General features: G+C 40.1%; 27 protein-coding genes and 1 tRNA gene. 7 read left to right on the top strand and 21 right to left on the bottom strand.

The features are described from left to right. Positions 1 to 53: 53 nt before the first annotated feature. The 4 genes from BSEPE_RS07775 (at position 54) to BSEPE_RS07760 (ending at position 1,817) form a co-directional block, all read left to right on the top strand. The gene (locus tag BSEPE_RS07775; RefSeq protein ID WP_173636499.1) at positions 54 to 572 is read left to right on the top strand and encodes a YqhA family protein; all 519 of its coding nucleotides are present in this window, start codon (positions 54 to 56) and stop codon (positions 570 to 572) included. A gap of 57 nt (positions 573 to 629) precedes the next feature. Then, positions 630 to 1,379 (top strand): triose-phosphate isomerase, encoded by a 750-nt coding sequence (gene tpiA / locus BSEPE_RS07770; protein ID WP_066045936.1) that lies wholly within the window; start codon positions 630 to 632, stop codon positions 1,377 to 1,379. Between the two features lie 5 nt (positions 1,380 to 1,384). Then, on the top strand, positions 1,385 to 1,723 hold the full coding sequence (secG, locus tag BSEPE_RS07765) for a preprotein translocase subunit SecG (RefSeq protein ID WP_066045933.1): 339 nt from the start codon (positions 1,385 to 1,387) through the stop codon (positions 1,721 to 1,723). A gap of 8 nt (positions 1,724 to 1,731) precedes the next feature. Further along, a tRNA-Leu gene (locus BSEPE_RS07760) sits at positions 1,732 to 1,817 on the top strand. 178 nt (positions 1,818 to 1,995) lie between these two features. Here the strand turns inward: BSEPE_RS07760 and folA are convergent. Next, positions 1,996 to 2,481 carry a type 3 dihydrofolate reductase gene (gene folA / locus BSEPE_RS07755; RefSeq protein ID WP_066046209.1) on the bottom strand — a complete coding sequence of 162 codons (486 nt, stop codon included), beginning with the start codon at positions 2,479 to 2,481 and terminating at the stop codon, positions 1,996 to 1,998. A gap of 63 nt (positions 2,482 to 2,544) precedes the next feature. Between folA and BSEPE_RS07750 the strand changes: the two genes are divergently transcribed. Then, a complete protein-coding gene (locus BSEPE_RS07750; RefSeq protein WP_066045930.1) occupies positions 2,545 to 3,144 on the top strand; it encodes a Maf family protein in 600 nt (199 codons plus the stop codon). Between the two features lie 4 nt (positions 3,145 to 3,148). Then, on the top strand, positions 3,149 to 6,583 hold the full coding sequence (gene mfd, locus BSEPE_RS07745) for a transcription-repair coupling factor (RefSeq protein WP_066045927.1): 3,435 nt from the start codon (positions 3,149 to 3,151) through the stop codon (positions 6,581 to 6,583). Between the two features lie 59 nt (positions 6,584 to 6,642). Here the strand turns inward: mfd and BSEPE_RS07740 are convergent, their stop codons facing one another. From BSEPE_RS07740 to rpmE, 10 genes are all read right to left on the bottom strand, one after another. Further along, positions 6,643 to 7,302 carry a hypothetical protein gene (locus BSEPE_RS07740; protein ID WP_066045924.1) on the bottom strand — a complete coding sequence of 220 codons (660 nt, stop codon included), beginning with the start codon at positions 7,300 to 7,302 and terminating at the stop codon, positions 6,643 to 6,645. A gap of 180 nt (positions 7,303 to 7,482) precedes the next feature. Further along, positions 7,483 to 8,424 carry a carbohydrate kinase family protein gene (locus BSEPE_RS07735; RefSeq protein ID WP_066045921.1) on the bottom strand — a complete coding sequence of 314 codons (942 nt, stop codon included), beginning with the start codon at positions 8,422 to 8,424 and terminating at the stop codon, positions 7,483 to 7,485. A 22-nt stretch (positions 8,425 to 8,446) separates the two neighbouring features. Continuing rightward, positions 8,447 to 9,367: a 4-hydroxy-3-methylbut-2-enyl diphosphate reductase gene (ispH, locus tag BSEPE_RS07730; protein WP_066045918.1), complete on the bottom strand. Its 921-nt coding sequence runs from the start codon at positions 9,365 to 9,367 to the stop codon at positions 8,447 to 8,449. Next, positions 9,364 to 9,771, bottom strand: a complete 408-nt coding sequence (locus BSEPE_RS07725) for an FKBP-type peptidyl-prolyl cis-trans isomerase (RefSeq protein ID WP_066045915.1) — start codon at positions 9,769 to 9,771, stop codon at positions 9,364 to 9,366. Before BSEPE_RS07725 ends, ispH begins: the two co-directional genes overlap by 4 nt. Next, positions 9,764 to 10,603, bottom strand: a complete 840-nt coding sequence (accD, locus tag BSEPE_RS07720; RefSeq protein WP_066045912.1) for an acetyl-CoA carboxylase, carboxyltransferase subunit beta — start codon at positions 10,601 to 10,603, stop codon at positions 9,764 to 9,766. Before accD ends, BSEPE_RS07725 begins: the two co-directional genes overlap by 8 nt. Then, positions 10,600 to 11,400 (bottom strand): tryptophan synthase subunit alpha, encoded by an 801-nt coding sequence (trpA, locus tag BSEPE_RS07715; protein ID WP_066045909.1) that lies wholly within the window; start codon positions 11,398 to 11,400, stop codon positions 10,600 to 10,602. Before trpA ends, accD begins: the two co-directional genes overlap by 4 nt. Next, positions 11,388 to 11,921 (bottom strand): hypothetical protein, encoded by a 534-nt coding sequence (locus BSEPE_RS07710; RefSeq protein WP_066045905.1) that lies wholly within the window; start codon positions 11,919 to 11,921, stop codon positions 11,388 to 11,390. Before BSEPE_RS07710 ends, trpA begins: the two co-directional genes overlap by 13 nt. Next, positions 11,914 to 13,287: an AAA family ATPase gene (locus BSEPE_RS07705; protein WP_066045902.1), complete on the bottom strand. Its 1,374-nt coding sequence runs from the start codon at positions 13,285 to 13,287 to the stop codon at positions 11,914 to 11,916. The genes BSEPE_RS07710 and BSEPE_RS07705 overlap by 8 nt, the downstream gene beginning before the upstream one ends. Before the next feature lie 5 nt (positions 13,288 to 13,292). Further along, positions 13,293 to 14,327 carry a uroporphyrinogen decarboxylase gene (gene hemE, locus BSEPE_RS07700; protein WP_066045899.1) on the bottom strand — a complete coding sequence of 345 codons (1,035 nt, stop codon included), beginning with the start codon at positions 14,325 to 14,327 and terminating at the stop codon, positions 13,293 to 13,295. A gap of 117 nt (positions 14,328 to 14,444) precedes the next feature. Next, positions 14,445 to 14,657 carry a 50S ribosomal protein L31 gene (gene rpmE / locus BSEPE_RS07695; RefSeq protein ID WP_066045897.1) on the bottom strand — a complete coding sequence of 71 codons (213 nt, stop codon included), beginning with the start codon at positions 14,655 to 14,657 and terminating at the stop codon, positions 14,445 to 14,447. A gap of 58 nt (positions 14,658 to 14,715) precedes the next feature. Here rpmE and glmU point away from each other — a divergent pair, with 58 nt between their 5' ends. Further along, on the top strand, positions 14,716 to 16,077 hold the full coding sequence (gene glmU, locus BSEPE_RS07690; RefSeq protein WP_066045893.1) for a bifunctional UDP-N-acetylglucosamine diphosphorylase/glucosamine-1-phosphate N-acetyltransferase GlmU: 1,362 nt from the start codon (positions 14,716 to 14,718) through the stop codon (positions 16,075 to 16,077). Here the strand turns inward: glmU and trpB are convergent. The 10 genes from trpB to dprA form a co-directional block, all read right to left on the bottom strand. Next, on the bottom strand, positions 16,074 to 17,279 hold the full coding sequence (trpB, locus tag BSEPE_RS07685; RefSeq protein ID WP_066045890.1) for a tryptophan synthase subunit beta: 1,206 nt from the start codon (positions 17,277 to 17,279) through the stop codon (positions 16,074 to 16,076). The two genes, glmU and trpB, sit on opposite strands and share 4 nt — an antisense overlap. After that, a complete protein-coding gene (locus BSEPE_RS07680) occupies positions 17,276 to 17,884 on the bottom strand; it encodes a phosphoribosylanthranilate isomerase (protein WP_408065657.1) in 609 nt (202 codons plus the stop codon). Before BSEPE_RS07680 ends, trpB begins: the two co-directional genes overlap by 4 nt. Continuing rightward, positions 17,874 to 18,602, bottom strand: a complete 729-nt coding sequence (locus BSEPE_RS07675; protein WP_066045884.1) for a hypothetical protein — start codon at positions 18,600 to 18,602, stop codon at positions 17,874 to 17,876. Before BSEPE_RS07675 ends, BSEPE_RS07680 begins: the two co-directional genes overlap by 11 nt. Positions 18,603 to 18,613: 11 nt before the next feature. Then, the gene (locus tag BSEPE_RS07670) at positions 18,614 to 18,796 is read right to left on the bottom strand and encodes a sulfur relay protein DsrC (protein ID WP_066045879.1); all 183 of its coding nucleotides are present in this window, start codon (positions 18,794 to 18,796) and stop codon (positions 18,614 to 18,616) included. 162 nt (positions 18,797 to 18,958) lie between these two features. Then, positions 18,959 to 19,696, bottom strand: coding sequence for a phospholipase D-like domain-containing protein (locus BSEPE_RS07665; protein WP_066045874.1), 738 nt, complete (start codon positions 19,694 to 19,696; stop codon positions 18,959 to 18,961). 22 nt (positions 19,697 to 19,718) lie between these two features. Further along, complete coding sequence (locus tag BSEPE_RS07660; protein ID WP_066045871.1) at positions 19,719 to 20,207, bottom strand: DUF4411 family protein; 489 nt, start codon at positions 20,205 to 20,207, stop codon at positions 19,719 to 19,721. Next, on the bottom strand, positions 20,200 to 21,381 hold the full coding sequence (locus BSEPE_RS07655; RefSeq protein WP_066045868.1) for an ImmA/IrrE family metallo-endopeptidase: 1,182 nt from the start codon (positions 21,379 to 21,381) through the stop codon (positions 20,200 to 20,202). The genes BSEPE_RS07660 and BSEPE_RS07655 overlap by 8 nt, the downstream gene beginning before the upstream one ends. 23 nt (positions 21,382 to 21,404) lie before the next feature. Continuing rightward, on the bottom strand, positions 21,405 to 23,735 hold the full coding sequence (gene topA / locus BSEPE_RS07650) for a type I DNA topoisomerase (protein ID WP_066045866.1): 2,331 nt from the start codon (positions 23,733 to 23,735) through the stop codon (positions 21,405 to 21,407). 15 nt (positions 23,736 to 23,750) lie between these two features. Further along, the gene (locus BSEPE_RS07645) at positions 23,751 to 24,239 is read right to left on the bottom strand and encodes a DUF494 family protein (protein ID WP_066045861.1); all 489 of its coding nucleotides are present in this window, start codon (positions 24,237 to 24,239) and stop codon (positions 23,751 to 23,753) included. Between the two features lie 6 nt (positions 24,240 to 24,245). Further along, positions 24,246 to 25,334: a DNA-processing protein DprA gene (gene dprA / locus BSEPE_RS07640; RefSeq protein WP_066045857.1), complete on the bottom strand. Its 1,089-nt coding sequence runs from the start codon at positions 25,332 to 25,334 to the stop codon at positions 24,246 to 24,248. Between the last annotated feature and the right edge of the window lie 58 nt (positions 25,335 to 25,392).

Below are 25,392 nucleotides of genomic sequence, written 5' to 3'. Positions count from 1 at the left end.
TTTTATATTTTAAAGATTAAAATAAGACGATATTACATTATAGAGGTTTATCAATGAGAATGCTTGAAATTGTTTTTGAAAAAATATTGTGGAATTCACGCTTAATGGTGATAGTTGCCGTGATCGCATCGCTGCTTTTGTCGTTACTGCTGTTTGTTATTACCGCCGTTGATGTTGTTGCCTTGCTTACCCATGTTGGCGACTATGTTAATGCGAGCGCTGAAGCGCGAAAAATTTTAAAAATTGAAATGGTTGCCCATACTGTAGGTGCTATTGATGGATTTTTGTTGGCAACTATTTTGTTGATATTTTCATTGGGCTTGTATGAATTGTTTATTAGTGATATTGACGATGCTAAAAATAGCGAGCGTTCATCAAAAGTGCTGGTAATTAACTCGCTTGATGATTTAAAAGAAAAACTTGCTAAAGTTATATTGATGATTTTAGTGGTAACATTTTTTGAGGTTTCACTATCAATGGGGTTTACAGAGGCACTTGATTTAATGTACTTTGCTTTTGGTATTTTAATGGTTTCCTTGGCGCTTTATTTTGGTTCAAAATCATCGCACTGATTGATTTTTAGTATCAGTTAGAGTAAAATCACTCATTTTTTACAGTAGATAATCATTATGCGTCAAACAATCGTAGCAGGCAATTGGAAGATGAACGCCTCAAAAGAAACCGTCAATACCTTGGTTGTGGGCATTCTTGAGGGGCTACATAATGTAAAAAACGCAAAAGTAATTGTATGTGCGTCTTCACCTTATCTGTCCCAAGTTGAGGCGTTAGCAGTGCATTCACAATTAAACCTTGGTGCACAAGACCTTAATGTTAATGCATCAGGTGCCTTCACTGGCGAAATAAGTGCAGATATGATTAAAGATTTTGGCGCTGAATATGTTATTGTTGGTCATTCTGAGCGTAGAAGTTTATACGGTGAAACTGATGAAATTGTTGCCAACAAAGTAAAAGCCGCACTTGATAACGACCTAACCCCGTTATTTTGCATTGGTGAATTATTAGAGGAAAGAGAGTCCGGCAACACCGAGGCAGTTGTTACCCGTCAAATCAATGCCGTTATTGCTAAAGTTGGCATCGAAGCCTTTAAAAATATCATTGTTGCTTACGAGCCCGTTTGGGCAATCGGCACCGGCGTTACCGCAACACCGCAACAAGCACAAGACACACATGCCTTTATTCGTAGCTTATTGGCAGAAAATGATGCTGATATCGCACAAACAACCCCTATCCTTTATGGGGGCAGTATGAATCCTGCTAATGCAGAAGAATTAATTGCTTGTGAAGATATTGACGGCGGTTTGATTGGCGGTGCGTCACTCAAAGCAGAAGATTTTTTAAGTATTTGTAAAGCGGGTTAATTATTATGTCATTTCAAGTTATTTTAATCATCCATGTGTTATTGGCTCTGGGCCTAGTCGCACTTGTTCTCATGCAACATGGTAAGGGCGCTGATGCGGGTGCCGCATTCGGCGCGGGTGCATCAGGCTCTGTCTTTGGTGCTCGTGGCGCTAACTCGTTTATTTATAAGCTCACCGCAGGTGTTGCAACAGGCTTCTTTGTCACCAGTTTATCTTTGGCATATTTAGCTACAAATGATACTGGTGTGCAAGACAAGCCTAAGAGCGTTATGGAAGAGGTACTTCCAGCAGTTGTTTCTGATGTTCCAGCAATGGATGATCAAGACAGCGACATTCCTAAATAAATCATATTGCCGATGTGGTGGAATTGGTAGACACGCTACCTTGAGGGGGTAGTGGGCTATGCTCGTGCGAGTTCAACTCTCGCCATCGGCACCATTTTTGCATCGTCTTTTCCTATTTCATTGCGTTGTATTTTAAAAATACTCAGTCATATAGGAAGACTATGCGCCTTCGTATTTTTAAAATACACCTTGTAAAAACGGATGTTAATAAAAAGACCTGCATATCGCAGGTTTTTTTATATTTATTCATAAGAGTGTGGTGCTTTACTGGTTTATTTTCTATCTAAAATTGTAAAGTGATAGGCGTATTTATTTTTTTCATCAGCAGTGTGAGATTCGCGAAAAACCTCTTCAAAATCGTCGCGATTGAATGGGGGGAAGTGAGCATCACCGTCGAAAGTACCTTCAATTTGAGTGATGTAGAGGCGGTCGACGAAGGGAAGTGTTTGTTGGTAGAAGGAGGCGCCGCCCATTATCATTAACTCATCGTCATTCTTGGCGAGGACTAAGGCATCTTCAATGCTGTTGACGACTTCACAGTTGTTCGCTTGGTAGTTGGGGTTTCTAGTGATAATGACATTGCGGCGGTTTGGCAGGGGGAAGCCAATCGATTCGTGCGTTTTACGACCCATTAACACGGTTTTTCCAGTGGTGGTTTTTTTGAAATAGGCTAAATCAGCGGGAAGATGCCAGGGCAAGGCGTTGTTCTTGCCGATGAGTTGATTGTCGTCCATTGCGACGATAATAGATAGGCGCATCATTGCTGTAAAAGGTCTCAAATAAAGTAAAATAACCCCATTTTACAAACTCTTTGCCCAATTGTGCCATTAATTCTTGCTTCTTCTTCGCCATTTAGGAAAAATTTGCTCAATAAATTGGGTTTGGCGTTTGATATCATTTCACCGGATATTGATGAGTCTAGACGCAAGGGGGAGACACCTGAGCAGTTGGTATTTCGATTGGCACAGGAAAAGGCATGGGAAGTAGCAAAGATGCAGGGTGGGTTGATTATTGCATCAGATCAGATTTCAACACTTGGAGACGGCAACGGCGTGGATGATGTGATTTTGGGAAAGCCACATACGCACGAGAATGCGACTAAACAACTTCAAGGGAGTTCGGGTAATATTGTTACTTTTAAGACAAGTTTGGCACTTTTGAATACAAATAGCAACAAGATACAGACGATTGTACACACTACTAAAGTATTTTTTAAGGTGCTGAGTGCGGAAAAAATCGAACAATATTTGCAAGAGGACAAACCATACAAATGTGCAGGGAGTTTTAAATCTGAGACCATTGCAGGAGCGAGCTTATTTGAGCATATTGAGGACAACGATCCGGATGCGATTGTTGGATTGCCGTTGATTGAACTGATAAAAATGTTGAAAAATGAAGGGATTGTCGCCTCTAAAGGCTAACGCTATGCAGTCCTTTTATCCACAGGGTGTAACGCCTTTCGAGTCCGGGCAAAAATTTTATTGGGGGTCGCTTTACGGCAGCGCTCAGGCGTTAGCGTTGATTGAGTTTGCTCGGCAGCAAGAGCGGGTGATTTTGGTGGTGGCAAATGATATTAGCCACTTTGAGCAATTGTTTAAATCGCTCAATTTTTATGGCAGTGACTTGGCAGTTTTACGCTTTGATAATTGGGAGGTGTTGCCGTTTGACCATTTTTCTCCGCATCCGGATATCACCTCTAGTCGCCTTGATACGCTGTCTAAATTACCGACGCTAAAACGCGGTATTGTTATTACCACTTTGGAGTCTCTGTCTCAGAAGTTGTGTCCAATTGAGTTTAGCAAGCAATACAGTTTTAGTCTGAAAAGTGGCGATGATTTGGAGATACAGTCATTCTCTCAACGCCTGTTGAAAATCGGCTATAACCGCGTGAATACAGTTAGAGAGCGCGGAGAATTTAGCGTTAAAGGCTCATTGATTGATCTGTTTCCAATGGGTGTGAATTTACCGTATCGGATTGATTTGTTTGACCAAGAAATTGAATCAATTCGTATTTTTGACGCATCAACTCAGCGCTCTATTGAGGCGGTGGAACAGGTGTCATTGTTGCCAGCGAGAGAGTTTGCGACTGACCAGAGCAGTATTGAGGTTTTTAAATCTAACTATCAAAAAGCATTTGGCAATACCAATGGGTTTATTTTTGATGAGGTTAGCGAGTTGCGATTGCCGAATGGCATTGAATTTTATTTATCATTATTTTTTACCCATACCAACAGCCTATTTGACTATTTGCCCAAGGATACAATTATTGCCACCAGTCAAGGGTTTAGCGAGTTGTTAGAGGTAAATTATGACGAGATTGACGCGCGTCATCAGCAAGCGGAATGCAATTATGAGCGTCTGCCATTGCCGATTAATCAGGTATTTGTGGATAAAGATGTGCTGTTTGGGCAGATAAAACAACGCCAGCAGCTGGTGACTGGCAGCTCGAAACAGGAAGAGAAAGTTGGGCGCTTGAATTTTGGTAGTCAGTTGTTGCCACCGCTGACGATTAGTGCGCAAAATAAAAATCCACTGAGTAAATTTCTAAATTTTGAGAAAAAGTTTACAGGGAAAATCCTGATTGTTTGCGAGTCCGAAGGTAGGCAGAGTGTGTTGAGTGATTTTCTCATTAATCACAACCGCAATCCGCTGCCAGTGGCACATTGGCAAGATTTTATTGAGAGCGAGCAAAGCCTTTGCATTACCAATGATGAGCTGACCGAAGGCTTGCTAACTAAGGACATTGCGGTCATTACCGAAGTCAATTTGTTTGGCGCTGATGTGGTTAAACAGCAACGACGCAGACGGGCGAAGCATAAGGATTTTGATGAGGCGATTAAGAGCCTGGTGGAAGTCCAAATCGGCGACCCAATTGTGCATGAGAGTTATGGTGTGGGGCGTTATTTGGGTTTGAAAACACAGACTTTTGATGAAATGACGCAAGATTTTTTGGTGTTAGAGTATGCTGATGAATCTAAATTAATGGTGCCGATGACTTCGTTGAATCTGATTTCTCGCTATTCGGGGGCATCGCCTGATATTGCACCTCTACACAAATTAGGCTCTAATCAATGGAGTAAGGCAAAGCAAAAAGCCGTCGACGCCTTGCACGATATTGCCGCAGAATTATTGGAAATCTACGCCAAACGACAGGCACAAGTTGGCTTTGCGTTTCCAGAGCCGAATGATGCGTATTCGTCGTTTGTTGCCAGTTTCCCTTTTGAAGAAACGCCCGACCAACTGAAAACCATGGGCGAGGTGTTGGCAGATATGCAATCGCAAAAACCAATGGACAGACTGGTCTGTGGTGATGTGGGCTTCGGTAAAACTGAAATTGCCATGCGAGCAGCATTTTTAGCCGTTGAAGCGGGTAAACAGGTGGCAATTTTGGTGCCGACGACCTTGTTGGCAAATCAGCATTTTGAGTCCTTTAAAGATAGGTTTGTTAAATATCCAGTGGAAATTGCAGCAATGTCACGCTTTCAAACTACTAAGGAGCAAACACGCATTAAGCAACAACTGCTTGAAGGAAAAGTGGACATCGTTATCGGCACGCACAAGCTCATTCACGGCAGTATTAAGTATAAAAATCTGGGGCTGATTATCATTGATGAAGAGCATAGATTTGGCGTTAAACAAAAGGAGTCTCTGAAAAAAATTCGGGGTCAGAGTGATATTCTAACAATGACAGCAACCCCGATTCCACGCACGCTGAATATGGCACTCGGCTCGCTCAGAGAGTTGTCCATTATTGCCACGCCACCGCAAGGGCGGAGCGCAATTCAGACTTTTGTCAACGAGTGGAGTGATGCCACTATTAAAGAGGTGTGTTCGCGTGAGCTACATCGTGGGGGGCAAATATTTGTCCTGCATAATGACATTGATAGTATTGATAATATGGCAGAAAAGCTAACATCGCTGATACCCAATGCCCGTGTGCGTATTGCCCACGGGCAAATGCCAACCCGTGAATTAGAGCAAATTATGAGTGATTTTTATCATGGTCGCTTCCAAATTCTAGTCTGCACCACCATTATTGAGACAGGCATTGACATTCCTAATGCCAATACCATTATTATTAACAATGCACAAAATTTTGGCTTGGCGCAATTGCACCAATTGCGTGGGCGAGTTGGTCGTTCACATCATCGGGCGTATGCGTATTTGGTGATTAAATCGCACCAGTCACTGAGTAAAAATGCCAAAAAACGCTTAGATGCCGTCGAGTCTTTAGAGGAGTTAGGTGCAGGCTTTATGCTCGCCAATCATGACTTAGAAATCCGTGGTGCGGGCGATTTGCTTGGCGATAATCAGTCGGGAAAAATCAGCGAAATCGGTTTTAATATGTATCATGACCTGCTCAAACGCACCGTTGATGCAATGCGCGTGGGCAGAAAAATAAACCTCAACAACCCACTCAACCACGAAATTGAAATTGATACAGGGCTCCCCTGCCTTATCCCCGAAAGTTATCTTGGTGATGTCCACGAACGCTTGGTGCTTTACAAGCGCATCGCCAGCGCCAAAAATAATACCGAATTAAAAGACCTGCAAATAGAAATGATTGACCGCTTCGGACTGCTCAAAGATGCCAGCAAAAACCTATTCGCCGTTACCCAACTCAAACTATTCTGTGAAAAAATCGGCATTAACAAAGTCTCAATCTTTGAGGGCAAAGTTCATCTAACCTTTGCCGACAAAACTACTATTGAGCCAATAACAATCATCAATTTAATACAAACCCAACCACGAACTTATCGAATTAAAGGACAAAATCAACTCATTATCACCCGCGAAATGCCCGAAGATATCGGGCGCATTGAATGGGTTGAAGATTTTCTAAAAACTTTAGGAGCTTAACGCCTGAATTCAGCCGACGCGTAAGCATGTCTCGGCTGGAATGATTTGTTAGATGTTCTTTAGTGGTACTGATGTCCCATTTCACTTCTATAGTCACTAATTATATCATTTGACATTTCTATATAGTGAAAAATATGAGAATTAATAGCCCACAACATGCTATTTACCTCTTTCATGATTTTGGACATATTTTCTATGTTATAACTTTTTTCATTTGGAAAATGTAACCCGCCACTTTTATTTTTATGGTATCTGTATTTTTGACCATTAGTGTCAGTATCATGCATTTGCTGAATATATTTTTCTATATTTTTTGGAAATTTTTCATTTGAGATGTCAATAACAAAAAGTATATTTTTTAATGAATCGAGTAGTTCATATAAATTATGTGTGCTATCTAATGAATTGCTAATTTTTTCAGATAATGTACCATTTTGTAAGTATCCTAATTGTTCCATTTTTTCATATAAAACTTCAGCTTCTTCAATTAAACTTTTTAAATGTAGTTCAATATAATGCCTATAATTAAAACAAATAGGATAAATTAAAGAATCTTTATCTGTGCTATTTGTCATATCAATAGCTGTTTTAATTAAATGGTTTCCTGCTTCATAATATCCGTTGATGTAGGCATATTTAGCATCAATTAATTTATTGCCTAAAGTTGAACTTTCTTTAATTTGTTGCATGGAGGGTTTTTGAAATAATTTTTTCTTCATATTAATTTGTTTCCTTTGGCATCTAACTATTTATTAACTACACAATATGCCACTAACCATATGTAACTTTACTAAAAACCAGTTTATTGTAGCAATTTTAACTGAAAATATATTGACATTGATTGCGTGTGTTAAATATAACCGCTTTTAAAGTCAATCGCACCTTGGTGTTGTTTTAACTTAAAACAAAGCCTCACTATAGTTTTCTTGATAAAGTTTTTCAATCTTGGCTAAGTCAAACTTGTGATTTTGTGTGCCTAAATGGGCAATTTTAATTGCACCTAAAAGCCCTGCCAATTGACCGGTGGTTTTCCAATCCATATCGTTCATTAAGCCGTATAACAAGCCTGCACGATAGGCATCGCCACATCCAGTTGGGTCTTGGGTTGCTCGAGCCTTGGCGGGGGCAATATTGATGATTTCGCCGTTGGTGTGGATTTCACTACCTTTAGCGCCTTTGGTGATGATGAGTGCATCGACCATTGAGGCGATTGTGACTAAGTCTAAGCCAGTTTTGTCCTGCAACATTTGTGATTCATAGTCATTTACAGCAACATAGTCGGCTTGCTCAACAAAGGCAATTAATTCGTCGCCTGAAAACATCGGCATGCCTTGGCCTGGATCAAAAATGAACGGGATTTCTGCATCCTTAAATTGTTTGGCGTGCGCAATCATACCATCACGACCGTCTGGAGAGACGATACCGATGTCAACGGTGCTGACATCGCTGACTTTGTTTAAGTATGATTCGCCCATTGCACCAGGATGAAAAGCGGTGATTTGGTTGTCGTCCATATCAGTGGTGATAAACGCCTGACCCGTGTAGGCACCGTCGATGACTTTCATATGCGTGGTGTTCATGTGGTGTGATTCCATCCAGTTCATATAGGGGGTAAAATCTTCGCCAACCGTTGCCATTGGTACAGAATTTGCACCTAATAAGTGTAAGTTGTAGGCGATATTGCCACCACAACCGCCGAATTCTTTACGCATTGTTGGCACCAAAAAAGAGACATTGAGCATATGCACCTTGTCGGGCAAAATGTGGTTTTTGAACCTATCTTGAAAAACCATAATGGAATCAAATGCGTAAGAACCACATATTAGTGCTGTTTGTGACATAGTATTTCTCCTTTTTTATGAGTTATCTTAGTTGCTTGGGTATTGGGAAGTGTACATTTTCTTTCACGCCGTTGACTTCAATCACTTCATTTGCACCATAGTTGCGCAAATAGCTAATGACCTCTTGCACCAATATTTCTGGTGCGGATGCACCTGCGGTTACGCCAACAGTATTAATACCGTTCAACCACTTGCTGTCAATTTCATCGGCACCATCAATTAAATAGGAATTTTTGTGCATTTTTAAAGCAATCTCACGCAAACGATTAGAATTTGATGAGTTGTTAGAGCCAAGCACAAGTAATAAATCTGAGTCTTGCATTAATATTTTTACTGCGTCTTGCCTGTTTTGCGTGGCATAACAAATATCATCTTTTTGTGGTGATTTAATTTCTGGAAACCTATCTTTTAATGCGTCAACAATTTGCTGAGTATCATCCACAGAAAGTGTGGTTTGTGTGGTGTATGAAATTTCACCGTTCAGATTAAGCTTACTGACATCGTCTACCGTTTCCACCAAGGTAATACTTGACCCCTGATCGGACTGTCCCAGTGTGCCTTCGACTTCGGGATGCCCTTCGTGGCCAATTAAAATGACTTGGTGTGCTTGTTTTTGCTTGCGCACCACTTCTTTGTGCACTTTGGTCACTAAAGGACAAGTGGCATCATAAATAATTGCATCGATTGCTTTTGCCTGTTTACGCACCGCTTTTGATACGCCGTGGGCGCTAAAAATAACGACGCCTCCCGCAGGCACTTCGTCAATTTCTTCAACAAAAATTGCCCCTTTGCTTTTTAAATCATCTACTACAAATTTATTATGCACTACTTCATGGCGTACATAAATTGGCGCCCCATGGCGTTTCAACGCACGCTCAACAATCTCAATTGCACGGTCAACGCCTGCACAAAAACCACGAGGATTTGCTAACAATACTTTCATGATTTTTCCAAAACTTCCACTTGAAATACGACATCACAGCCTGCGAGTGGATGGTTAAAATTTACCGTGATATCATTGCCGTCAATTTTGTCAATGCATCCCACATACGACTCATTTGTCGGGGTTTTAAACTCAACCGCCGTGTCAATTTTAATTTCAAAACCGTCGGGGAATTCAGAACGATTCATTACTTGAATGGCCTCGTCATGCACTGCGCCAAAGGCTTCATCGGCGCCCAATAAAAAAGTGCGTAACTTCCCCACTTCGGCTTCTTTTATGCAAGATTCTAAACACGGGTCTAATTGCCCATCGCCAATCTCAAATTCAAAAGGGGCGCTGCCTGATTCATCCGCCAATGCACCGTTTGCATGTGTTAGTTTATACAATAATTTGTATTTAGCCATGTAGAGCTTGCAATATGGTATGGACTTTATCGCGTAATTCGTGGCGATGGACAATCATATCAATTGCGCCTTTTTCCAGTAAAAATTCACTGCGTTGAAACCCTTCTGGCAAGGCTTCACGCACTGTCTGTTCAACCACACGCGGACCCGCGAAACCAATCAAAGCATTCGGCTCGGCAATATGAATATCACCCAACATTGCAAAACTTGCAGAAACACCGCCCATGGTTGGGTCAGTCAAAATTGAGATAAAAGGAATTTTTTTATCACTTAATAATTTCAATGCTAGCGAAGTTTTACTCATCTGCATCAACGATAATAAACCCTCCTGCATTCTCGCACCGCCTGAGGCTGAAAAGCAAATCAGCGGTGCATTAGTTTCCATACTCAGTTGTGCTGCGCGCACAAATTTTTCGCCAACAACCGACCCCATAGAGCCACCCATAAATTTAAATTCAAACGCTGCCACCACAACACTCATACCATATAATGTGCCACTTTTAACCACCAAAGCATCCTTCTCATTGGTGTTTTTTTGTGCCTGTATTAAACGGTCTTTGTATTTCTTTTGGTCTTTGAATTTTAACGGATCCACTGCCACCAAATCGCCCGCAATTTCTTCCTGCCCTTCCTTATCAAGGAACGCATCAATGCGCACACGAGCAGAAATACGCATATGATAATCGCATTTCGGACACACATAATTCAAGTCTTTTAGCTCTTCTGAATACAGCGTGGTTTCACACTTTTGACACTTGCTCCACAGTCCTTCTGGGATGTTTTTCTTTACAACACTGGTAATAGAAGGTAATATTTTTTCCAACCAACTCATTTTATCGCTCCTGAAATCTCGCTGGCTAATTTACCAACACTTTCTAACATTTTATCTGTATTTTCACTGTATTTATCAACAAATGCCACCAATGACGACCCCACAATCACCGCATCTGCTGATTTCCCCACGGCTTTTGCAGTTGCCGCATCTTTAATGCCAAAGCCAACGCCAACTGGCAAATCAATAAACTGACGAATTCTGCTAAGATTGATATTGACCGAATCTACATCCAGATGTCCCGCACCCGTCACCCCTTTTAGAGAGACAAAATACACAAAACCCGAGGCAATTTTTGCCAAAGATTTAAGGCGCTTATCTGTCGTTGTTGGCGCCACTAAGAAAATAAAATCGATGTCATTTTGGTCTAATTCTTGCTTCAAATCATGCGCTTCTTCTGGTGGCATATCCACCACCAATACGCCATCCACACCACTTTCACTTGCTTTTCTTGCAAACGCCTGATAGCCAAACACTTCAATCGGATTAAGGTAGCCCATTAATACAATCGCTGTTGTTGTATTGGTCTGCCTAAATTTTGCCACCAAATCCAACACATCCTGCAAACTTACGCCATCTGCCACCGCCCGCTCATGCGATTTTGCAATCACAGGACCATCGGCCATCGGGTCTGAAAAAGGCACACCGAGTTCAATCACATCTGCACCGTTTACCACCAAAGTCTGCATCAACGCAAACGAATTATCTAACCCACTATCGCCTGCGGTAATAAACGGAATGAAAGCTTTTTGTTGATTGGTTTTTAAAGCAGTGAAGGTCTTTTTTATTCTTGACATATTCTTGTATCTAATTTTGATATTTTTTCGCAAATTTCTTTAGTTTTGCAAATTTGATAAGGTTTTTCTTTAAAATTTGCTGGTAAATATCTGTCCATTAAATTTGTATCAGTATTATCTTTCCATACCAAATAATTAGAAACCTCTATTAAATCTGGGCTTATCTCTTGTTTAATTAAATCAAAAGAATTTGCAAATTTAGCACTCATATTTTTAAAAATAGCCTTCAAATTTTTTTGAGTTGGCTGTTCTTTAGGATTCTTAAGTATTTTTGATTGCAAGTCTTTCATCTCAATCATAATTAAGCCATTTTCAATGATATCAAAATAATCCACTCTACATTGGTTTGCACAATTTTCTGTCAAACTTTCAGCAAACCCGTTTTCACCGTCAAATTTAATCGCATCACATTCTGCGCTTTCCACGCCATTATTAGGCGCATGTTCAATTTTTGAACAAAATGATTTCAGGTCAATCATTTTCTGGGTTATATCAATCATTTTCTGGGTTATATCAATCATTTTCTGGGTTATATAATTCACTTAAAAACAAATCCTCATAAGCGTTCATTAACTCATTTCTAGATTCTATTAGATTGTCAGTAATATTCCCACTTTCAAAAGCCAATAAAGTGCCATCTTTTTGAAAATGGTTAACGGCAATAAAATCACTATCCTTGCCTTTAGTGTGAACTTCTAGAGTCTTAATCATATCTAAACTGTGCGTTGCTATTACTACATTGACACCATTTTCCGCCAACTTAATTAAGACTTTAGTTAATAAAACTTGCCAAGATGGGTGTAAGTTTGTTTCTGGCTCATCAAAAAATACAAAGGAACCTGCGCTAATCACATTGTTTTTTAATAGTGCTTGTATCATGCCTAAATTGGTCATACCAAAAGAAATTAAGTTTTTATCAATGCTCTTGCCAGAGTTATCAACAAAAGATAGGCGACCATTATCAAAAATAAATTCCCCACCAATTTCCGTTTTTAATTCAGACACTAATTCTGAAACAATCTCCAATGGAGTGTTGGTGGATTTGGTGTTTAAGATTTCATCTAAATCATAGAAATATTTTGGTACGCCAGTTAAATCCCCTGGTTTTCTTACTTCTTTTGATTTATTTAAAGCATCTCTAACGCTCCAATAAGCAGGAGATTCAAAAAATACCACTCTTGAAAGCCCAGATATGTCATTAATAAAATTAAGGTCTAAATTAAAATCAATGATATTTTTTGTATCAAAAGATATTGTGAATCCATCGGCAGATAGACTTGTCTTTTTTGCATTAAAAGAAACCAACTCTGATATGTTGGCTATTTGGAAGTTTTCTTGTAATTCTTTTTTTAGAGATTTATCCAGTAACCTAATATATCTTTCCCTTCCTTTTGTTAAATTAAAGATTAAAGAGGCTAAATGTTCTCTTAAAATATCAACCTGGTAACGAACAGACTTAATCTTTTGTTTTTTTTCTAATTTCCTTAAGTATTCTCTAAATTTATGAATTTTTTCAATTTGTGTTTCGGCAGTAATAAAGCAGGTTTGAATATAAACATCTATAGGATGGTCTTTCATATCCATTAATAGAGAGTGAAGCTCGTTAAGGGCTGATTTCAACAATTGGATATACTTTTTATCTTCTTTGCTTTTACGCGTTAAAGACTTATCAAAAAAATCAACCCCAAAACTGCTTATTTTAATGTTATCAATAGCCTCAATATAAAGTAAGTTTTTATTAACCATGCTAAAAATAGAATAAAGCGTTTTAGTAAGAAAACTTTTGCCCGTGCTATTTTCACCAGTCAGTACAGTTAATGGGCGAATTTTTACTGTGCCATTTTTTAACTTACCCAAGTTTTTTATCTCAATGTCTAATTTATCCATAATATTTACCTCGCACTAAATTTATGCACACAATCTACCAATACCTTCATATTTTCAGGGTCAACATCAGGGGTGATGCCATGTCCAAGATTAAAAATATGCCCCGTATTTCCTTTGAATTTGGATAACACTTTTTTAACTTCTTTCTCGATAATTTCAGGTGTTGCATACATCACGGCAGGGTCAAGATTACCTTGGATAGCTACTTTGTCGCCCACTTGTGCCTGCACATCGTCTAACTCCACCGTCCAGTCAATGCCCACACCATCACAGCCTGTATCGGCAATATCAGTCAAATGTTTACCGCCATTTTTACTGAACAAAGTGATCGGCACAGTTGGGTGCAAGGCTTTGATGCTCTTCACAATTTTTGCCATATAGTCTAACGAAAAATCTAAATAATTTTGTTTTGATAGTACGCCACCCCAAGTGTCAAACAGCATCAAACTGTCCGCACCCGACAAAACTTGTTGGTTTAAATATCCAATCACGCTGTCAGCTAATTTATCCAATAATAAATGCAAGGCTTGTGGCTCATTAAACAGCATTCTTTTGGTGTTGGCAAAAGTTTTACTGCTGCCCCCCTCAATCATATAGGTCGCTAATGTCCATGGGCTGCCGCTAAATCCAATCAACGGCACGCGATTATTCAACGCTTTTTTTATCGTCGCAACAGCATCAAAAACATAAGTCAATTCATTGGTTACATCGGTTGGAATTTTCTCAATATCCGCCAACGATTGAATGGGACTGGTAAATTTAGGGCCTTCTCCCTCTGAAAAGTATAAGCCCAAGCCCATCGCATCAGGAATGGTTAAAATATCTGAGAATAAAATTGCCGCATCCAAATCAAATCTATCAATCGGCTGCATTGTCACTTCACACGCCAATTCTTTATTTTTACACAAAGACATAAAATCCCCTGCTTGTTTACGAGTGGCACGATATTCTGGCAAATAACGCCCTGCCTGACGCATTACCCAAATTGGCGTGCGCGTGGTTGGTTTTTTTTGCAGGGCGTTTATGTAGTCGAATGACATAGTTGACAGAGAATAAATTAAGAGCGATAATTATAACAATTTTTTACCCAAACTCAGCAGCAATCGGGCATAAAAAAAGCCACAAAAATGTGGCTTTTTTTATCAAAAATTTCTTGTTTATCGTTTGAACGCAGCGTAACGAGATTTAAATTTCTCAACCCGACCTGCACTGTCCATAATTTTTTGCTTACCTGTGTAGAAAGGATGACAAGAAGAGCATACATCTAAGTGTAACTCTTCTTTACCGATGGTTGAACGCGACTCAAAAGTGTTGCCACAAGAACACACGACTTTTACTGGATTATAATTTGGGTGGATATCTGCTTGCATAGTCTTAATTTATTCGTTAAATCTCAAAGAGAAAGAATTATATACTAAAATGCAGGTTATGAACAAAATAAACGCAATTATTCTCGCTGCCGGTAAAGGCGCCCGTATGAACTCTACCAAGCCAAAGGTGTTACAAGCCTTATCAGATAAAACCCTGCTTCAACATGTACTGATTCAAGCGCAGCAACTTTGTTCGCAAGTCTTTGTTGTTTATGGCTTCGGTGGTGAACAAGTACAACAGGCAATCAATGACGATAGCATTAAATGGGTGCAACAAGTTGAACAATTAGGCACAGGGCACGCCGTTGTCCAGGCGATGCCACAGATTAACAACGACTCCATTTCTTTGATTTTATATGGCGATGTGCCTTTGATTGAGCAATCTACACTGAAAAAATTAATCGCCCAAGCGGAAAAGCAGGGCGTGGCATTATTGTCCGTTATTTTGGATAATCCAACAGGATATGGGAGAATTTTGCGTAAAAATGGAAAAATTCAAGCCATTATCGAACAAAAAGACGCAAATATAGAGCAGATTGCCATTTCTGAGGTAAATACAGGTATTATGGCGGTCAATAGTGGCTTATTGAAGGTCTATTTAGACAAATTAGACACAAATAACGCCCAAGGCGAACTTTATTTAACCGATATTATTGCAATGGCAGTTGCAGATGGAAAAATCATTGCCTCTGTTATTGCTGATAATGAATTTGAGGTAGCAGGCGTGAATGACAAAGTGCAATTAGCAGAGTTAGAGCGCGTTTTTCAAAAAAACCAAGCCACTAAATTTATGCAAAATGGTTTAACATTAAAAGACCCGTTGCGTTTTGATTGTCGTGGCACACTCAGTTTTGGGCAAGATTGTGAAATTGATGTTAATGTCTTAATTAAAGGTGATGTGTCTTTAGGCGATAATACGCTAATTGCATCGAATTGCATCCTAAAAAACGCTAAAATTGGAAATAATGTCGCTATTTTGCCAAATTCAATCATCGAAGATGCCATTATCGGAGATGGCGCCTCCATTGGTCCGTTTGCTCGCATTCGTCCAGATTCTAACATCGGTGAAGATGCCAAAATCGGCAATTTTGTTGAAGTAAAAAAATCCACCATCGGCAAAGGTTCAAAAGTCTCACACCTCAGTTATATTGGCGATACCACAATGGGCAGGGCTGTCAACATCGGTGCTGGCGTTATTACCTGCAATTACGATGGCGTTAACAAACACCAAACCATTATCGGAGATGGCGTGTTCGTCGGTTCAGATTCGCAACTCATTGCGCCTGTCACTCTTGGTAAAAATGCCACTATTGGCGCCGGATCAACCATTACCAAAGATAGTCCAGAAGGGCGATTAACACTCAGCCGTTCCAAACAAATAAGTCTAAAAAACTGGAATAAACCGATTAAAAAAAACTAAAACTCTATACCTTCAATCTCAGCAATTGTATGAATATCCTTGTCGCCACGCCCTGATAGGTTTATAACAATATGTTTATCCTTGTTCCATTCCTGGGCAAGTTTGATGCCGTAAGCAACAGCATGTGAGGATTCCAGTGCTGGCAAAATACCTTCAACCCTTGTGAGGGTGTGGAATGCATCTAAAGCTTCTTTATCGGTAATCGCCACATATTGTGCACGACCACTGTCTTTTAAGTAGGCGTGTTCAGGGCCAACACCTGGATAATCCAAGCCCGCACTAATTGAGTGACCTTCAATAATCTGCCCATTTTTATCTTCCATTAAATAGGTACGATTGCCATGTAAGACACCGATATTACCAGCACAAAGCGGTGCTGCGTGTGCAGTTGGTCCTTTTTCAAGCCCATGACCTGCTGCTTCAACGCCGTAAATTTCAACAGATTTGTCGTCAATGAATTCGTGGAACAAGCCAATTGCATTCGAGCCACCACCCACACAAGCTACCAACGCATCAGGCAACCCGCCAACTTGCTGTGCAAATTGCACTTTAGCTTCTTTGCCGATAATACTTTGAAAATCACGCACCATCATCGGATAAGGGTGCGGACCTGCCACGGTGCCGATGATATAAAAAGTATCGTCAATATTCGTTACCCAGTCCCGCATCGCTTCATTCAATGCATCTTTTAGTGTCTTCGAGCCCGAAGTTACTGGCACAACCGTTGCCCCTAATAATTTCATCCGAAATACATTTAACGCCTGCCGCGCCACATCAACTTCACCCATATAAATGACACACTCTAAGCCTAAACGCGCCGCCACTGTTGCCGTTGCCACGCCGTGCTGCCCTGCACCAGTTTCTGCAATAATACGCGTTTTGCCCATTCGTTTTGCCAACAACATCTGACCAATGGTGTTATTAACCTTATGTGCACCCGTGTGATTGAGGTCTTCGCGTTTTAAATAAATCTGCGCACCGCCGAGTTTTTCACTGAGATTTTTTGCGTGATAAAGTGGCGTTTCACGCCCGACATAATGCTTCAAATCGTCTTTAAATTCGGTTAAAAAATCGGCATCATCTTTATATTTTTCATACGCTTCTTTTAATTCAGAAACCGCAGTCATCAGTGTTTCTGCAATAAAAACACCGCCAAATTGTTCGAAATGACCCTTATCATCGGGTAAGTTGTAGTTACTCATAGGTTTGCTTGTTGAATAAAATGTTTAATTTTGTTAATATCTTTTATGCCCTTTATGCTTTCCACACCACTTGATACATCTACAGCATAAGGATTTACTTGTTTAATCGCATCATTAACCGTCTCAGGATTTAAACCGCCCGCCAAAATAATCGGTAAATCAGCCTCTATTTTTGCCAATCCCCAGTCAAATTTTTTGCCCGTGCCACCATATTCCCCTTTGTGAAAAGCATCTAATAATAAGCCACTGGCTTGATGATAATCGCTCGCCATTTTATTGATATCCATTTCTGTCGTTACCCGCAACGCCTTAATAAAAGGTATGCCATACTGACTACATTCTGTTGGTGACTCATCGCCGTGAAATTGTAAAGTATCTAATGGCACCTCGCATAACACCTCATCAATAAAACTGGAATTTGCATTCACAAACAACCCCACGCGATTAACAAATGGCGGCAAAGCATTGACAATTTCCAATGCCTTTTCCACCTCTACAAAACGGGGCGATTTATCATAAAACACCAGACCAATTGCATCTATCCCTAGCAGAGATGCCTCTCTTGCATTCTGCGCGTTGGTAAAACCACAAATTTTAATCCTCATTGTCATTTGGATTTTCAGCCTCTAATTTCGCTCTAATGGCATCCCTATCGATCCACCATTTGTCTTCAACCAATTGGTCAATTGCTCCTGAAAGTTTCGGCAAGAACACCTCTGGCTTATCCAGTTGCAGCGTCCGATGCCACATATCAAAAGTCGTTTGGTCAGTCACATGCGAGTGCTTATCCGCCACACTGGCAAGCATCTGCGAAGTGAAAAAAGTCAAATCATCATCCGGACCACAACGCATCGAAGTCACATAATGTGCCACCGTCGCCGCTACCGCACGCGTATCTGCCTCCTCGGGGGACTCCTCCACTAAGTGCTGTAACATTGCTACCGTAATTTCAGGGTCAATTGGAAAAGTAATCCCCAGCCACAACGCATGCCCAAGTGCTACCAGTGCATCTGGACCTTCTGACAAAAACATCACATCGCAAGCCTCAACTGCCAATTCCCATAATTCGTCATCCTGTGCCAGCATAAATGCTGTCCAGGCCTTCTCCCAAGCATCTGCACCCTTATAGCGTTCAACCTGAATCCGCCCAATCTCCAACAACGCTTTAATGCGTTCTTCAGTAGGCGTGCTTTCATTCATCTGTGCAATCTGTTCTTCAAAATATTCCAGTCTCGCCGTCAACTGCGCTTCATTCGCATAAACATCCTCGCCGTCATCGCCGTCGAAAATATCCTCGCCTTTGTTCAAATATTTAAATCCCATTTTGTTTCCTCCTAATAAAAGGCCGCTTCCAGGCGGTCCTCCCAATTCTCAGGTGTGTCCCCATAATCTGGCTTCACATCCATCTGAAAAAATCGCTCATCCGACTCATTGGCAATCGTCTTTAACACCACCACCAAGTCTTCAAAAGAGTCCAACGCTGGGTTTGCAATCATTACTTCGCTGATTAATAACATGTTTTTTTTTATTGTGTAGAAAGTTAGATATTTTACACTTGCAAAGTTTGTTTTTATGTCAAGCTACCCTGTAATTCTTTTAGTATTAGATAGATGTGATTATCGACCTATTCTATTGATTGAGCACCTACTTTCACAAGTCTAGTTAGCATTATGTTACCATTACTCCCATAATTTTTTATAAACACCTTTTTCAACAAATTCTAACAATCCAATATTTCTTAATTCTTGTAGATTTCGCCTAATTGTATTTTCAGGCGTTTTGCCTGAAAACTGATCTTTAAATTGATAAATATCTTGCGTGGTAAATATTTCTAGACCTATTTTCTCAATACCATCAAATACTTTTTGATTGCCAGTTGATAACTTCTCATTCAATTCCTTGGCAAAAATTTGAACACCCCCATTCAGATTTTTAGATCTTTGTATTTTAGGCAGTTTACCTAATAACGCTTGCACCTTTAAAAGGTGTTTGTTTTCTATCTGCTGGTAGTCTTTATTGTTGTAATAATTTAGAAAGTCTTTCTCTATCTTTGTTTCATTTTCTAGCAAAATACCATATTCAAGATTATTATGCAGTCCGCCATTGGTTAAATTTGCAGAAGTAATAATTGCTTTGTTGTCAAAAATAAAAATCTTTGCATGTAGGTTGTCTATATTTTTTAATGAAAAATCGTTATCTTTAAATGCTTTTACCGCACCTAAATCAAGCCCACCTCCACGCATATTTGGCAAAGTAAATTTTGTGAGTAATCTGCAATCCACCCTGTCATTTTTATTGTCAACTATGACTTGGGCAACTTTTTCTTTAATAAAAGGAGATGAGAGATAGATTTTCTCATTCGCACTTTTAACTAAGTCAATTAAAGTGTTTTCCCAATGTTGTTTTAAAATTTGCATGGTATTGTTTTAAATTGGTCAATTAAGGACATTGCCACAAAGGTGACTCATGCAATAATTCAGTCAGGTTAATACTTTTAACGCTCACTTCCTGCAATCCACAAACTGCAGGCATTTTATATTTTGATTTTATTTGTGGTAACGAAGGCTGCCTATTTTCATTAGTGACTAAAATTGCATCAATTCTTTTACTGATGGCAACAATAAAAATATCGTTTTCACCTACACCTTCGCCGTAATTATCACCCTCTATTTCTATCGATAATTTAATACTTTGAGCCACTGTCAAGTCACGAACTTCTTTTTTATAAATTTTGATGTCACACACCAAACCATTAAAAATATTTGAGTCTATTTTAGATTTTGTTTCGTTAAGGGCAATGTCAGATATAACAAACACTTTTTTCTCAATGTTCTCTACAAATTTACCCCATAAAGGTTTAAACACCTCGTTGTTGAAAGGGTAATTGTCCCACAGGTCAACAATAGCCGATGCATCAAAGTTATACAAAATCACCCTCCAATTTATGAAGCGTGCGTATTTTGAGGTTATCTAAATACGTACTGGCCTTACTTAAAGTAATATGCTTATTTTGCAAAGCATCTAAAACAGTTCCCACATAGGCTCTACCAAAAATATTGACGGGCTCTCTATGTCGATACATTCTAGGCGGTGGTTTATAAGTACCTAGTTGTTTTTGTCTTTCCTCTTTTAACTTTTTTTCTTTGGTTTGTTTTTCTTTTAGATCCCTATAAGCCTGATAATGGACTTTGGTAATTTTATTGTCTCTAAATAATCGATATAGAATTGCATCACCACTAACGCACCAACGCTTTTTAAACGGCTCTAAAAAATCATCATACTCGTGTATATCTAAATTTTGTAATTTATTTAAATCAATTGTATTGATGGAATTATCGGGCATTAAAGTGTTACTAGAAAATTCATTGGCCTGTTTTTCTTTCCCACTATAAGTATAGAAATCTTTGTTTTCATCTAGTATACTTTCTTTATGCAATAATAAGTGTGCCAATTCATGTAGCAAAGTAAAGGCTTGTGCGCCCTTGCTAATTTGTTTTTTTATAACAATAATTGGTAGTATTTCATAATAAAGTGCAAAACCACGTACAGAACTATCTTTACCTATTTGCCATTTACCAGAGTAGCCATTACTAACAAATACCATAATACCTTTGCTTTCTACTAGCGCCCTTAGCTCATTAAAATCAAGGTTATCTCGAATGCCTAACCACTCTCTAGCATTATCGGCACTTTGTTTAGTGCTATCAGTAGAGTTTATTTGTTCTGGATGCCAACTACCTGTCATTGGCGTGCCCAATTCATTTAATAAGTTTAAATAGATTTTTCGATGTTGCTCAACATTCTCAATTAACGTGTTTATCTTTCTAGAATGTAGCGGTTTTTGATTGTTAATAGTGCGAAATTGCGGAGAGTAAACCTTTTCATAGTTGACATCTTTAGGTTCAAGAAAAAATAGCAAACTGCGGTTAAAATATTTTGCAATATTTTGCAATTGATTTATAGTTAAAGACTTTTTGCCTTTCATTGCGTTAGCAATAGTATTTTCTGCAAATCTGATATCTTTATATAGTAGAGATACATCTATCTCAAGCGTTTCACAACACCAGGCTAGACGATTTGGATTGATGGCTATTTTTTCCATAAAGCCATTTTAGATGATTTACGCTATTTCTTGATTGCTTTTTTCTTTTTAGGTTTGGCTTTTGGTTTGAGTTTATTAGAGATGGCTTTTTTGCATTCTTCAAGGGTTAAGTCAGAGGGAAGTTTTTCGCCGAAGACTTTTTTGATGGTGATGTTTTTTTGACCTTTGCCTTTTTTCTTGCCGTTCCAGATGTAGGGGCCGAAGCGACCGTTGAGAATTTGAATTTCTTCGTTATCAAAGGTTTTGATGATGCGTTCGGCGTCGAATTTTTCTTTGGCTTTGATCAGGACCAAGGCTTCTTCTAGGGTGACTTCTTCGGGGGTAGTTTCTTTAAGGGAAACATATTTTTTTCCGTATTGGATGTAGGGACCGAAGCGACCGTAGTTGGCTTTGATGGTGCCGAAGTCGTTGGTTTCGCCGACGGTGCGTGGCATATTGAAGAGTTCTAACGCCTCTTCAAAGGTAATGGTTTCAAGGTTTAGTGAGCCACGGAGTGAGGCGAAAAGCGGTTTGTCTTCGTCGTCTTTGTGGCCGATTTGAGCGAAAGCACCGTATCTGCCGAAGCGTACGCTAACGGGTTTTCCACTTTTTGGGTCGGTGCCGAGTTCGCGCATGCCACTGACTTCTTCTCTGGAAATGTTTTCGGCGCCTTCAATTTTTTTATGGAAAGGGGTATAGAAGTCCTTTACTACACCTTGCCATGGGGTATTTTTTGTGGCAATAGTGTCAAAATTACTTTCTAATTTTGCGGTGAATTGGTAGTCAATGATGTCGTCAAAATATTTGACTAAGAAGTCGGTGAGTAGGTAGGCGACACTGGTTGGGAAAAGCTTGTTTTTTTCTGCTCCAGTTGTTTCTGTAGAGGTGGATTCGACCACTTTGTTGTCGATGATTTCAATCAGTTGAAATTCGCGTTCTGTGCCTTCTCGGGTTTCTTTGGTGACATAATTTCGCTCTTGCACGGTGGAAACCATGGTGGCAAAAGTTGAAGGTCTGCCGATGCCCATTTCTTCGATTTTTTTCACCAATGAGGCTTCGGTGTAGCGAGGTTTTGCTTTTGAGAAACTTTCTCTAGCGGCGAAACTTGTTAAGGTTAAGGCGTCGCCTTGGACAAGGCTGGGTAAAAGTTTATCTTCTGACGACAGGTAGTCGTAAACGCGTAAGAAACCTGGGAAAACCAATACTTCGCCATTGGCTAAAAATTGCTCATCACGACCTGTAATGTTGATTTTTATTTGCGTTCTTTCTAATTGTGCGTCACTCATTTGCGATGCTAAGGTGCGTTTGTAGATTAGGCTGTAGAGTTTTGCCGCTTGGTCTTCGATGCCGAAAATACTTGGTTTGGTTAAGTCGGTTGGGCGAATGGCTTCGTGTGCTTCTTGGGCGCCAGCATCCTTGGTTTTATAGCGTCTGGTTTGATGATATTGCTCACCAAATTCTTGTTTAATGACTTTTTCCGCGGCAGAAATAGCCTCTTCTGAGAGAGTGAATGAATCGGTTCTCATATAAGTAATGGCACCTTCGCGGTAGAGGTTTTGTGCGAGGGTCATTGTTTGCTTGACGGAGAAGCCTAATTTTTGTGAGGCTTCTTGTTGTAGGGTTGAAGTGATAAAAGGCGATTTTGGAGAGCGTTTTGATGGCTTTTTCTCAATTGAAGCAACGCTTAAATCACTGCTTAAAAGTGCAGTGGAAAAAGCCAACGCTTCCGCTTTGTTGGCAAAATCTTTGCCGATTTTAACTTCAATAACTTCACCCGCAGTATTGACCAATTCTGCTTTGACTTTATAAGTATTTTTAGCGGTGTGGTCGGTAATTTCTCTTTCTCTTTCCACCACCAGGCGCATCACTGGTGACTGTACTCGACCTGCGGAACGCGCACCCGAAACCTTACGCCAGAGGACTGGGGAGATTTCAAAACCGACCAAGCGGTCAATAATACGACGGGCTTGCTGGGCATCAACGATATTTTGGTCCACCACTCTGGGTTGAGTGATGGCGTTGGTGATTGCCCCTTTGGTGATTTCGTGGAAAACAATTCTTGGGGTGTCGTCTGGTAGATTAAGTGCTTTGAGCAGGTGCCAAGCGATGGCCTCCCCTTCGCGGTCCTCATCCGTTGCGAGATAGACTTTTTCAGAGATTTTGACGGATTTTCTTAGGTCGGCGACGACTTTTTTCTTGTCAGCGGTGATTTCGTAGGTGGGTTCAAAGTTGTTTTCAATATCAATGCCCATGTCTTTTTTTGGCATATCACGGATGTGACCAATGCTAGATTTGACGATATAGTCTTTGCCTAAAAATTTCTCAATGGTTTTGGCTTTGGCAGGGGACTCAACGATGACTAAATTTTTTGACATTATGACGGTTTTTCCTTACTGAACGGTGTGGTTATCATCAAGAAAAACAACAGATTCTAGCCATTCTGGTGATATTTCATCGGCATCGTCGCTGTTGCCGATGACCATCATAACCACCCATTTTAGGTCTTCAAGATTGAGGTTGTTTACATCTAGTGACATTACCCGTTCAATGACGATTTCGCGTTGAATGGCAGTTAGTTGGCCTATGTTTTCCATAAACAATAGGAAGCCACGCGCTTTGGCGTCTAATCTAATTTTTTCTGCGTTGGTGTAGATGCGTAGACCGCCTTGCGTGTTGGAAAATGCTTGGGCCTCTCCATTTTGTAGGCTGGCAATGTTCTCTAGCCAATCTAAAGCCTTGTTGATGCGCATAACTTCGAAACCTGCATTTGAAAGGTGTGCTTTTAAGGCGGTATCATCGATTTCTCCCGTCGATTCGTCGGCAGCTTCAAACAAGTAATCGAACATATAAGTTAAAACATCAAGAATATTATTTGTCATAAAACCTCATTTAGTTAACACATAACTGGAGCCATCAGTTTGTGCGACTTTGTTGTTAAGTTCTAATAAAAGCAGCTCTTGGGTGATAATTTGGGGGCTAAGCCCACTTTTTTCAACCAATTCGTCAATGCTGATGGCGTCATAACTTAGGTATTTTAATAGTATAAAGGGGGTGTCATCCAACTCTTTTTCAGAAATAGTCACATTTTCCTTTAATAATAGGCTTGACGATTCAAATTGTAACTCGTCCAAAATGTCATCAATATCTTCTACTAATTTTGCGCCGTTTTTGATGAGTTGATGGCAGCCTTTTGAGAGCGGGTTGTGGATAGAACTGGGGATGGCAAAAACTTCTTTGCATTGTTCGGCGGCGAGTTTGGCAGTAATCATGGTGCCACTTTTAATGCTGGCTTCAATTACCAAAGTGCCGAGACTTAAGCCGCTGATGATGCGATTGCGTCTTGGGAAATTTGTGCCGATGGGGGTAGTGCCAATGCAAAATTCAGAAACCAAAGCTCCTATTTTGGTAATTTGGTGTGCCATTGATTTGTGTTTTGCGGGGTAAATTCTGTCCAATCCCGTGCCACAAACAGCGATGGTGGGTTTGTTAACTTCTAGTGCGCCCATGTGGGCATAGGCGTCAATACCACTTGCCATGCCAGAAGTAATGACCAAGCCTGATTGGGCTAAAGATTTGGCAAAGGATTGCGCATTTTCTTTGCCGCCAGCGCTAGGATTACGCGAGCCGACGATGGCAAGTTGGGGCATCGATAGGCATTCGATGTTGCCTCTGACATACAATAGGGGTGGTGGATCGTGGATGTTTTTGAGTGATTCCGGGTAATTATCGTCAATTAAAGTCAAGATGTGGCAATCGTCGCTTTGCGCCCAATCGAGGTCGGCTTGAACCAAACTGGTGTCGGCAGCGTCTAAAAAATCTAATGCTTTTGTTTGAAATACACCACTTTCTTTGCGTTCGGTCTTGCTGGCAGAAAAGACTTGCTCGGGCGTTTCAAAAACTTGCAATGCCTTATAAAAGGTACGCGGACCGACACGAGGCGCTTTTAATAGGAGTAACCAATATGTTAAATTCATTTTTCTAATTTTGTTTAATAGAATTGCACTATTTTTATTGTAACACTCTGATTATGGT

Origin of the sequence: endosymbiont of Bathymodiolus septemdierum str. Myojin knoll, from assembly GCF_001547755.1 — a bacterium.
Lineage (GTDB): Bacteria > Pseudomonadota > Gammaproteobacteria > PS1 > Pseudothioglobaceae > Thiodubiliella.
This window is presented reverse-complemented; position numbering and strand designations above follow the sequence as displayed.

Excerpts from the sequence above, each read along its gene's own strand:
- BSEPE_RS07775 (WP_173636499.1), top strand. The coding sequence starts at position 54 with ATGAGAATGCTTGAAATTGTTTTTGAAAAAATATTGTGGAATTCACGC.
- tpiA (WP_066045936.1), top strand. The coding sequence starts at position 630 with ATGCGTCAAACAATCGTAGCAGGCAATTGGAAGATGAACGCCTCAAAA.
- secG (WP_066045933.1), top strand. The coding sequence starts at position 1,385 with ATGTCATTTCAAGTTATTTTAATCATCCATGTGTTATTGGCTCTGGGC.
- folA (WP_066046209.1), bottom strand. The coding sequence starts at position 2,481 with ATGCGCCTATCTATTATCGTCGCAATGGACGACAATCAACTCATCGGC.
- mfd (WP_066045927.1), top strand. The coding sequence starts at position 3,149 with ATGCAGTCCTTTTATCCACAGGGTGTAACGCCTTTCGAGTCCGGGCAA.
- BSEPE_RS07740 (WP_066045924.1), bottom strand. The coding sequence starts at position 7,302 with ATGAAGAAAAAATTATTTCAAAAACCCTCCATGCAACAAATTAAAGAA.
- BSEPE_RS07735 (WP_066045921.1), bottom strand. The coding sequence starts at position 8,424 with ATGTCACAAACAGCACTAATATGTGGTTCTTACGCATTTGATTCCATT.
- ispH (WP_066045918.1), bottom strand. The coding sequence starts at position 9,367 with ATGAAAGTATTGTTAGCAAATCCTCGTGGTTTTTGTGCAGGCGTTGAC.
- BSEPE_RS07725 (WP_066045915.1), bottom strand. The coding sequence starts at position 9,771 with ATGGCTAAATACAAATTATTGTATAAACTAACACATGCAAACGGTGCA.
- accD (WP_066045912.1), bottom strand. The coding sequence starts at position 10,603 with ATGAGTTGGTTGGAAAAAATATTACCTTCTATTACCAGTGTTGTAAAG.
- trpA (WP_066045909.1), bottom strand. The coding sequence starts at position 11,400 with ATGTCAAGAATAAAAAAGACCTTCACTGCTTTAAAAACCAATCAACAA.
- BSEPE_RS07710 (WP_066045905.1), bottom strand. The coding sequence starts at position 11,921 with ATGATTGATATAACCCAGAAAATGATTGATATAACCCAGAAAATGATT.
- BSEPE_RS07705 (WP_066045902.1), bottom strand. The coding sequence starts at position 13,287 with ATGGATAAATTAGACATTGAGATAAAAAACTTGGGTAAGTTAAAAAAT.
- hemE (WP_066045899.1), bottom strand. The coding sequence starts at position 14,327 with ATGTCATTCGACTACATAAACGCCCTGCAAAAAAAACCAACCACGCGC.
- rpmE (WP_066045897.1), bottom strand. The coding sequence starts at position 14,657 with ATGCAAGCAGATATCCACCCAAATTATAATCCAGTAAAAGTCGTGTGT.
- glmU (WP_066045893.1), top strand. The coding sequence starts at position 14,716 with ATGAACAAAATAAACGCAATTATTCTCGCTGCCGGTAAAGGCGCCCGT.
- trpB (WP_066045890.1), bottom strand. The coding sequence starts at position 17,279 with ATGAGTAACTACAACTTACCCGATGATAAGGGTCATTTCGAACAATTT.
- BSEPE_RS07680 (WP_408065657.1), bottom strand. The coding sequence starts at position 17,884 with ATGAGGATTAAAATTTGTGGTTTTACCAACGCGCAGAATGCAAGAGAG.
- BSEPE_RS07675 (WP_066045884.1), bottom strand. The coding sequence starts at position 18,602 with ATGGGATTTAAATATTTGAACAAAGGCGAGGATATTTTCGACGGCGAT.
- BSEPE_RS07670 (WP_066045879.1), bottom strand. The coding sequence starts at position 18,796 with ATGTTATTAATCAGCGAAGTAATGATTGCAAACCCAGCGTTGGACTCT.
- BSEPE_RS07665 (WP_066045874.1), bottom strand. The coding sequence starts at position 19,696 with ATGCAAATTTTAAAACAACATTGGGAAAACACTTTAATTGACTTAGTT.
- BSEPE_RS07655 (WP_066045868.1), bottom strand. The coding sequence starts at position 21,381 with ATGGAAAAAATAGCCATCAATCCAAATCGTCTAGCCTGGTGTTGTGAA.
- topA (WP_066045866.1), bottom strand. The coding sequence starts at position 23,735 with ATGTCAAAAAATTTAGTCATCGTTGAGTCCCCTGCCAAAGCCAAAACC.
- BSEPE_RS07645 (WP_066045861.1), bottom strand. The coding sequence starts at position 24,239 with ATGACAAATAATATTCTTGATGTTTTAACTTATATGTTCGATTACTTG.
- dprA (WP_066045857.1), bottom strand. The coding sequence starts at position 25,334 with ATGAATTTAACATATTGGTTACTCCTATTAAAAGCGCCTCGTGTCGGT.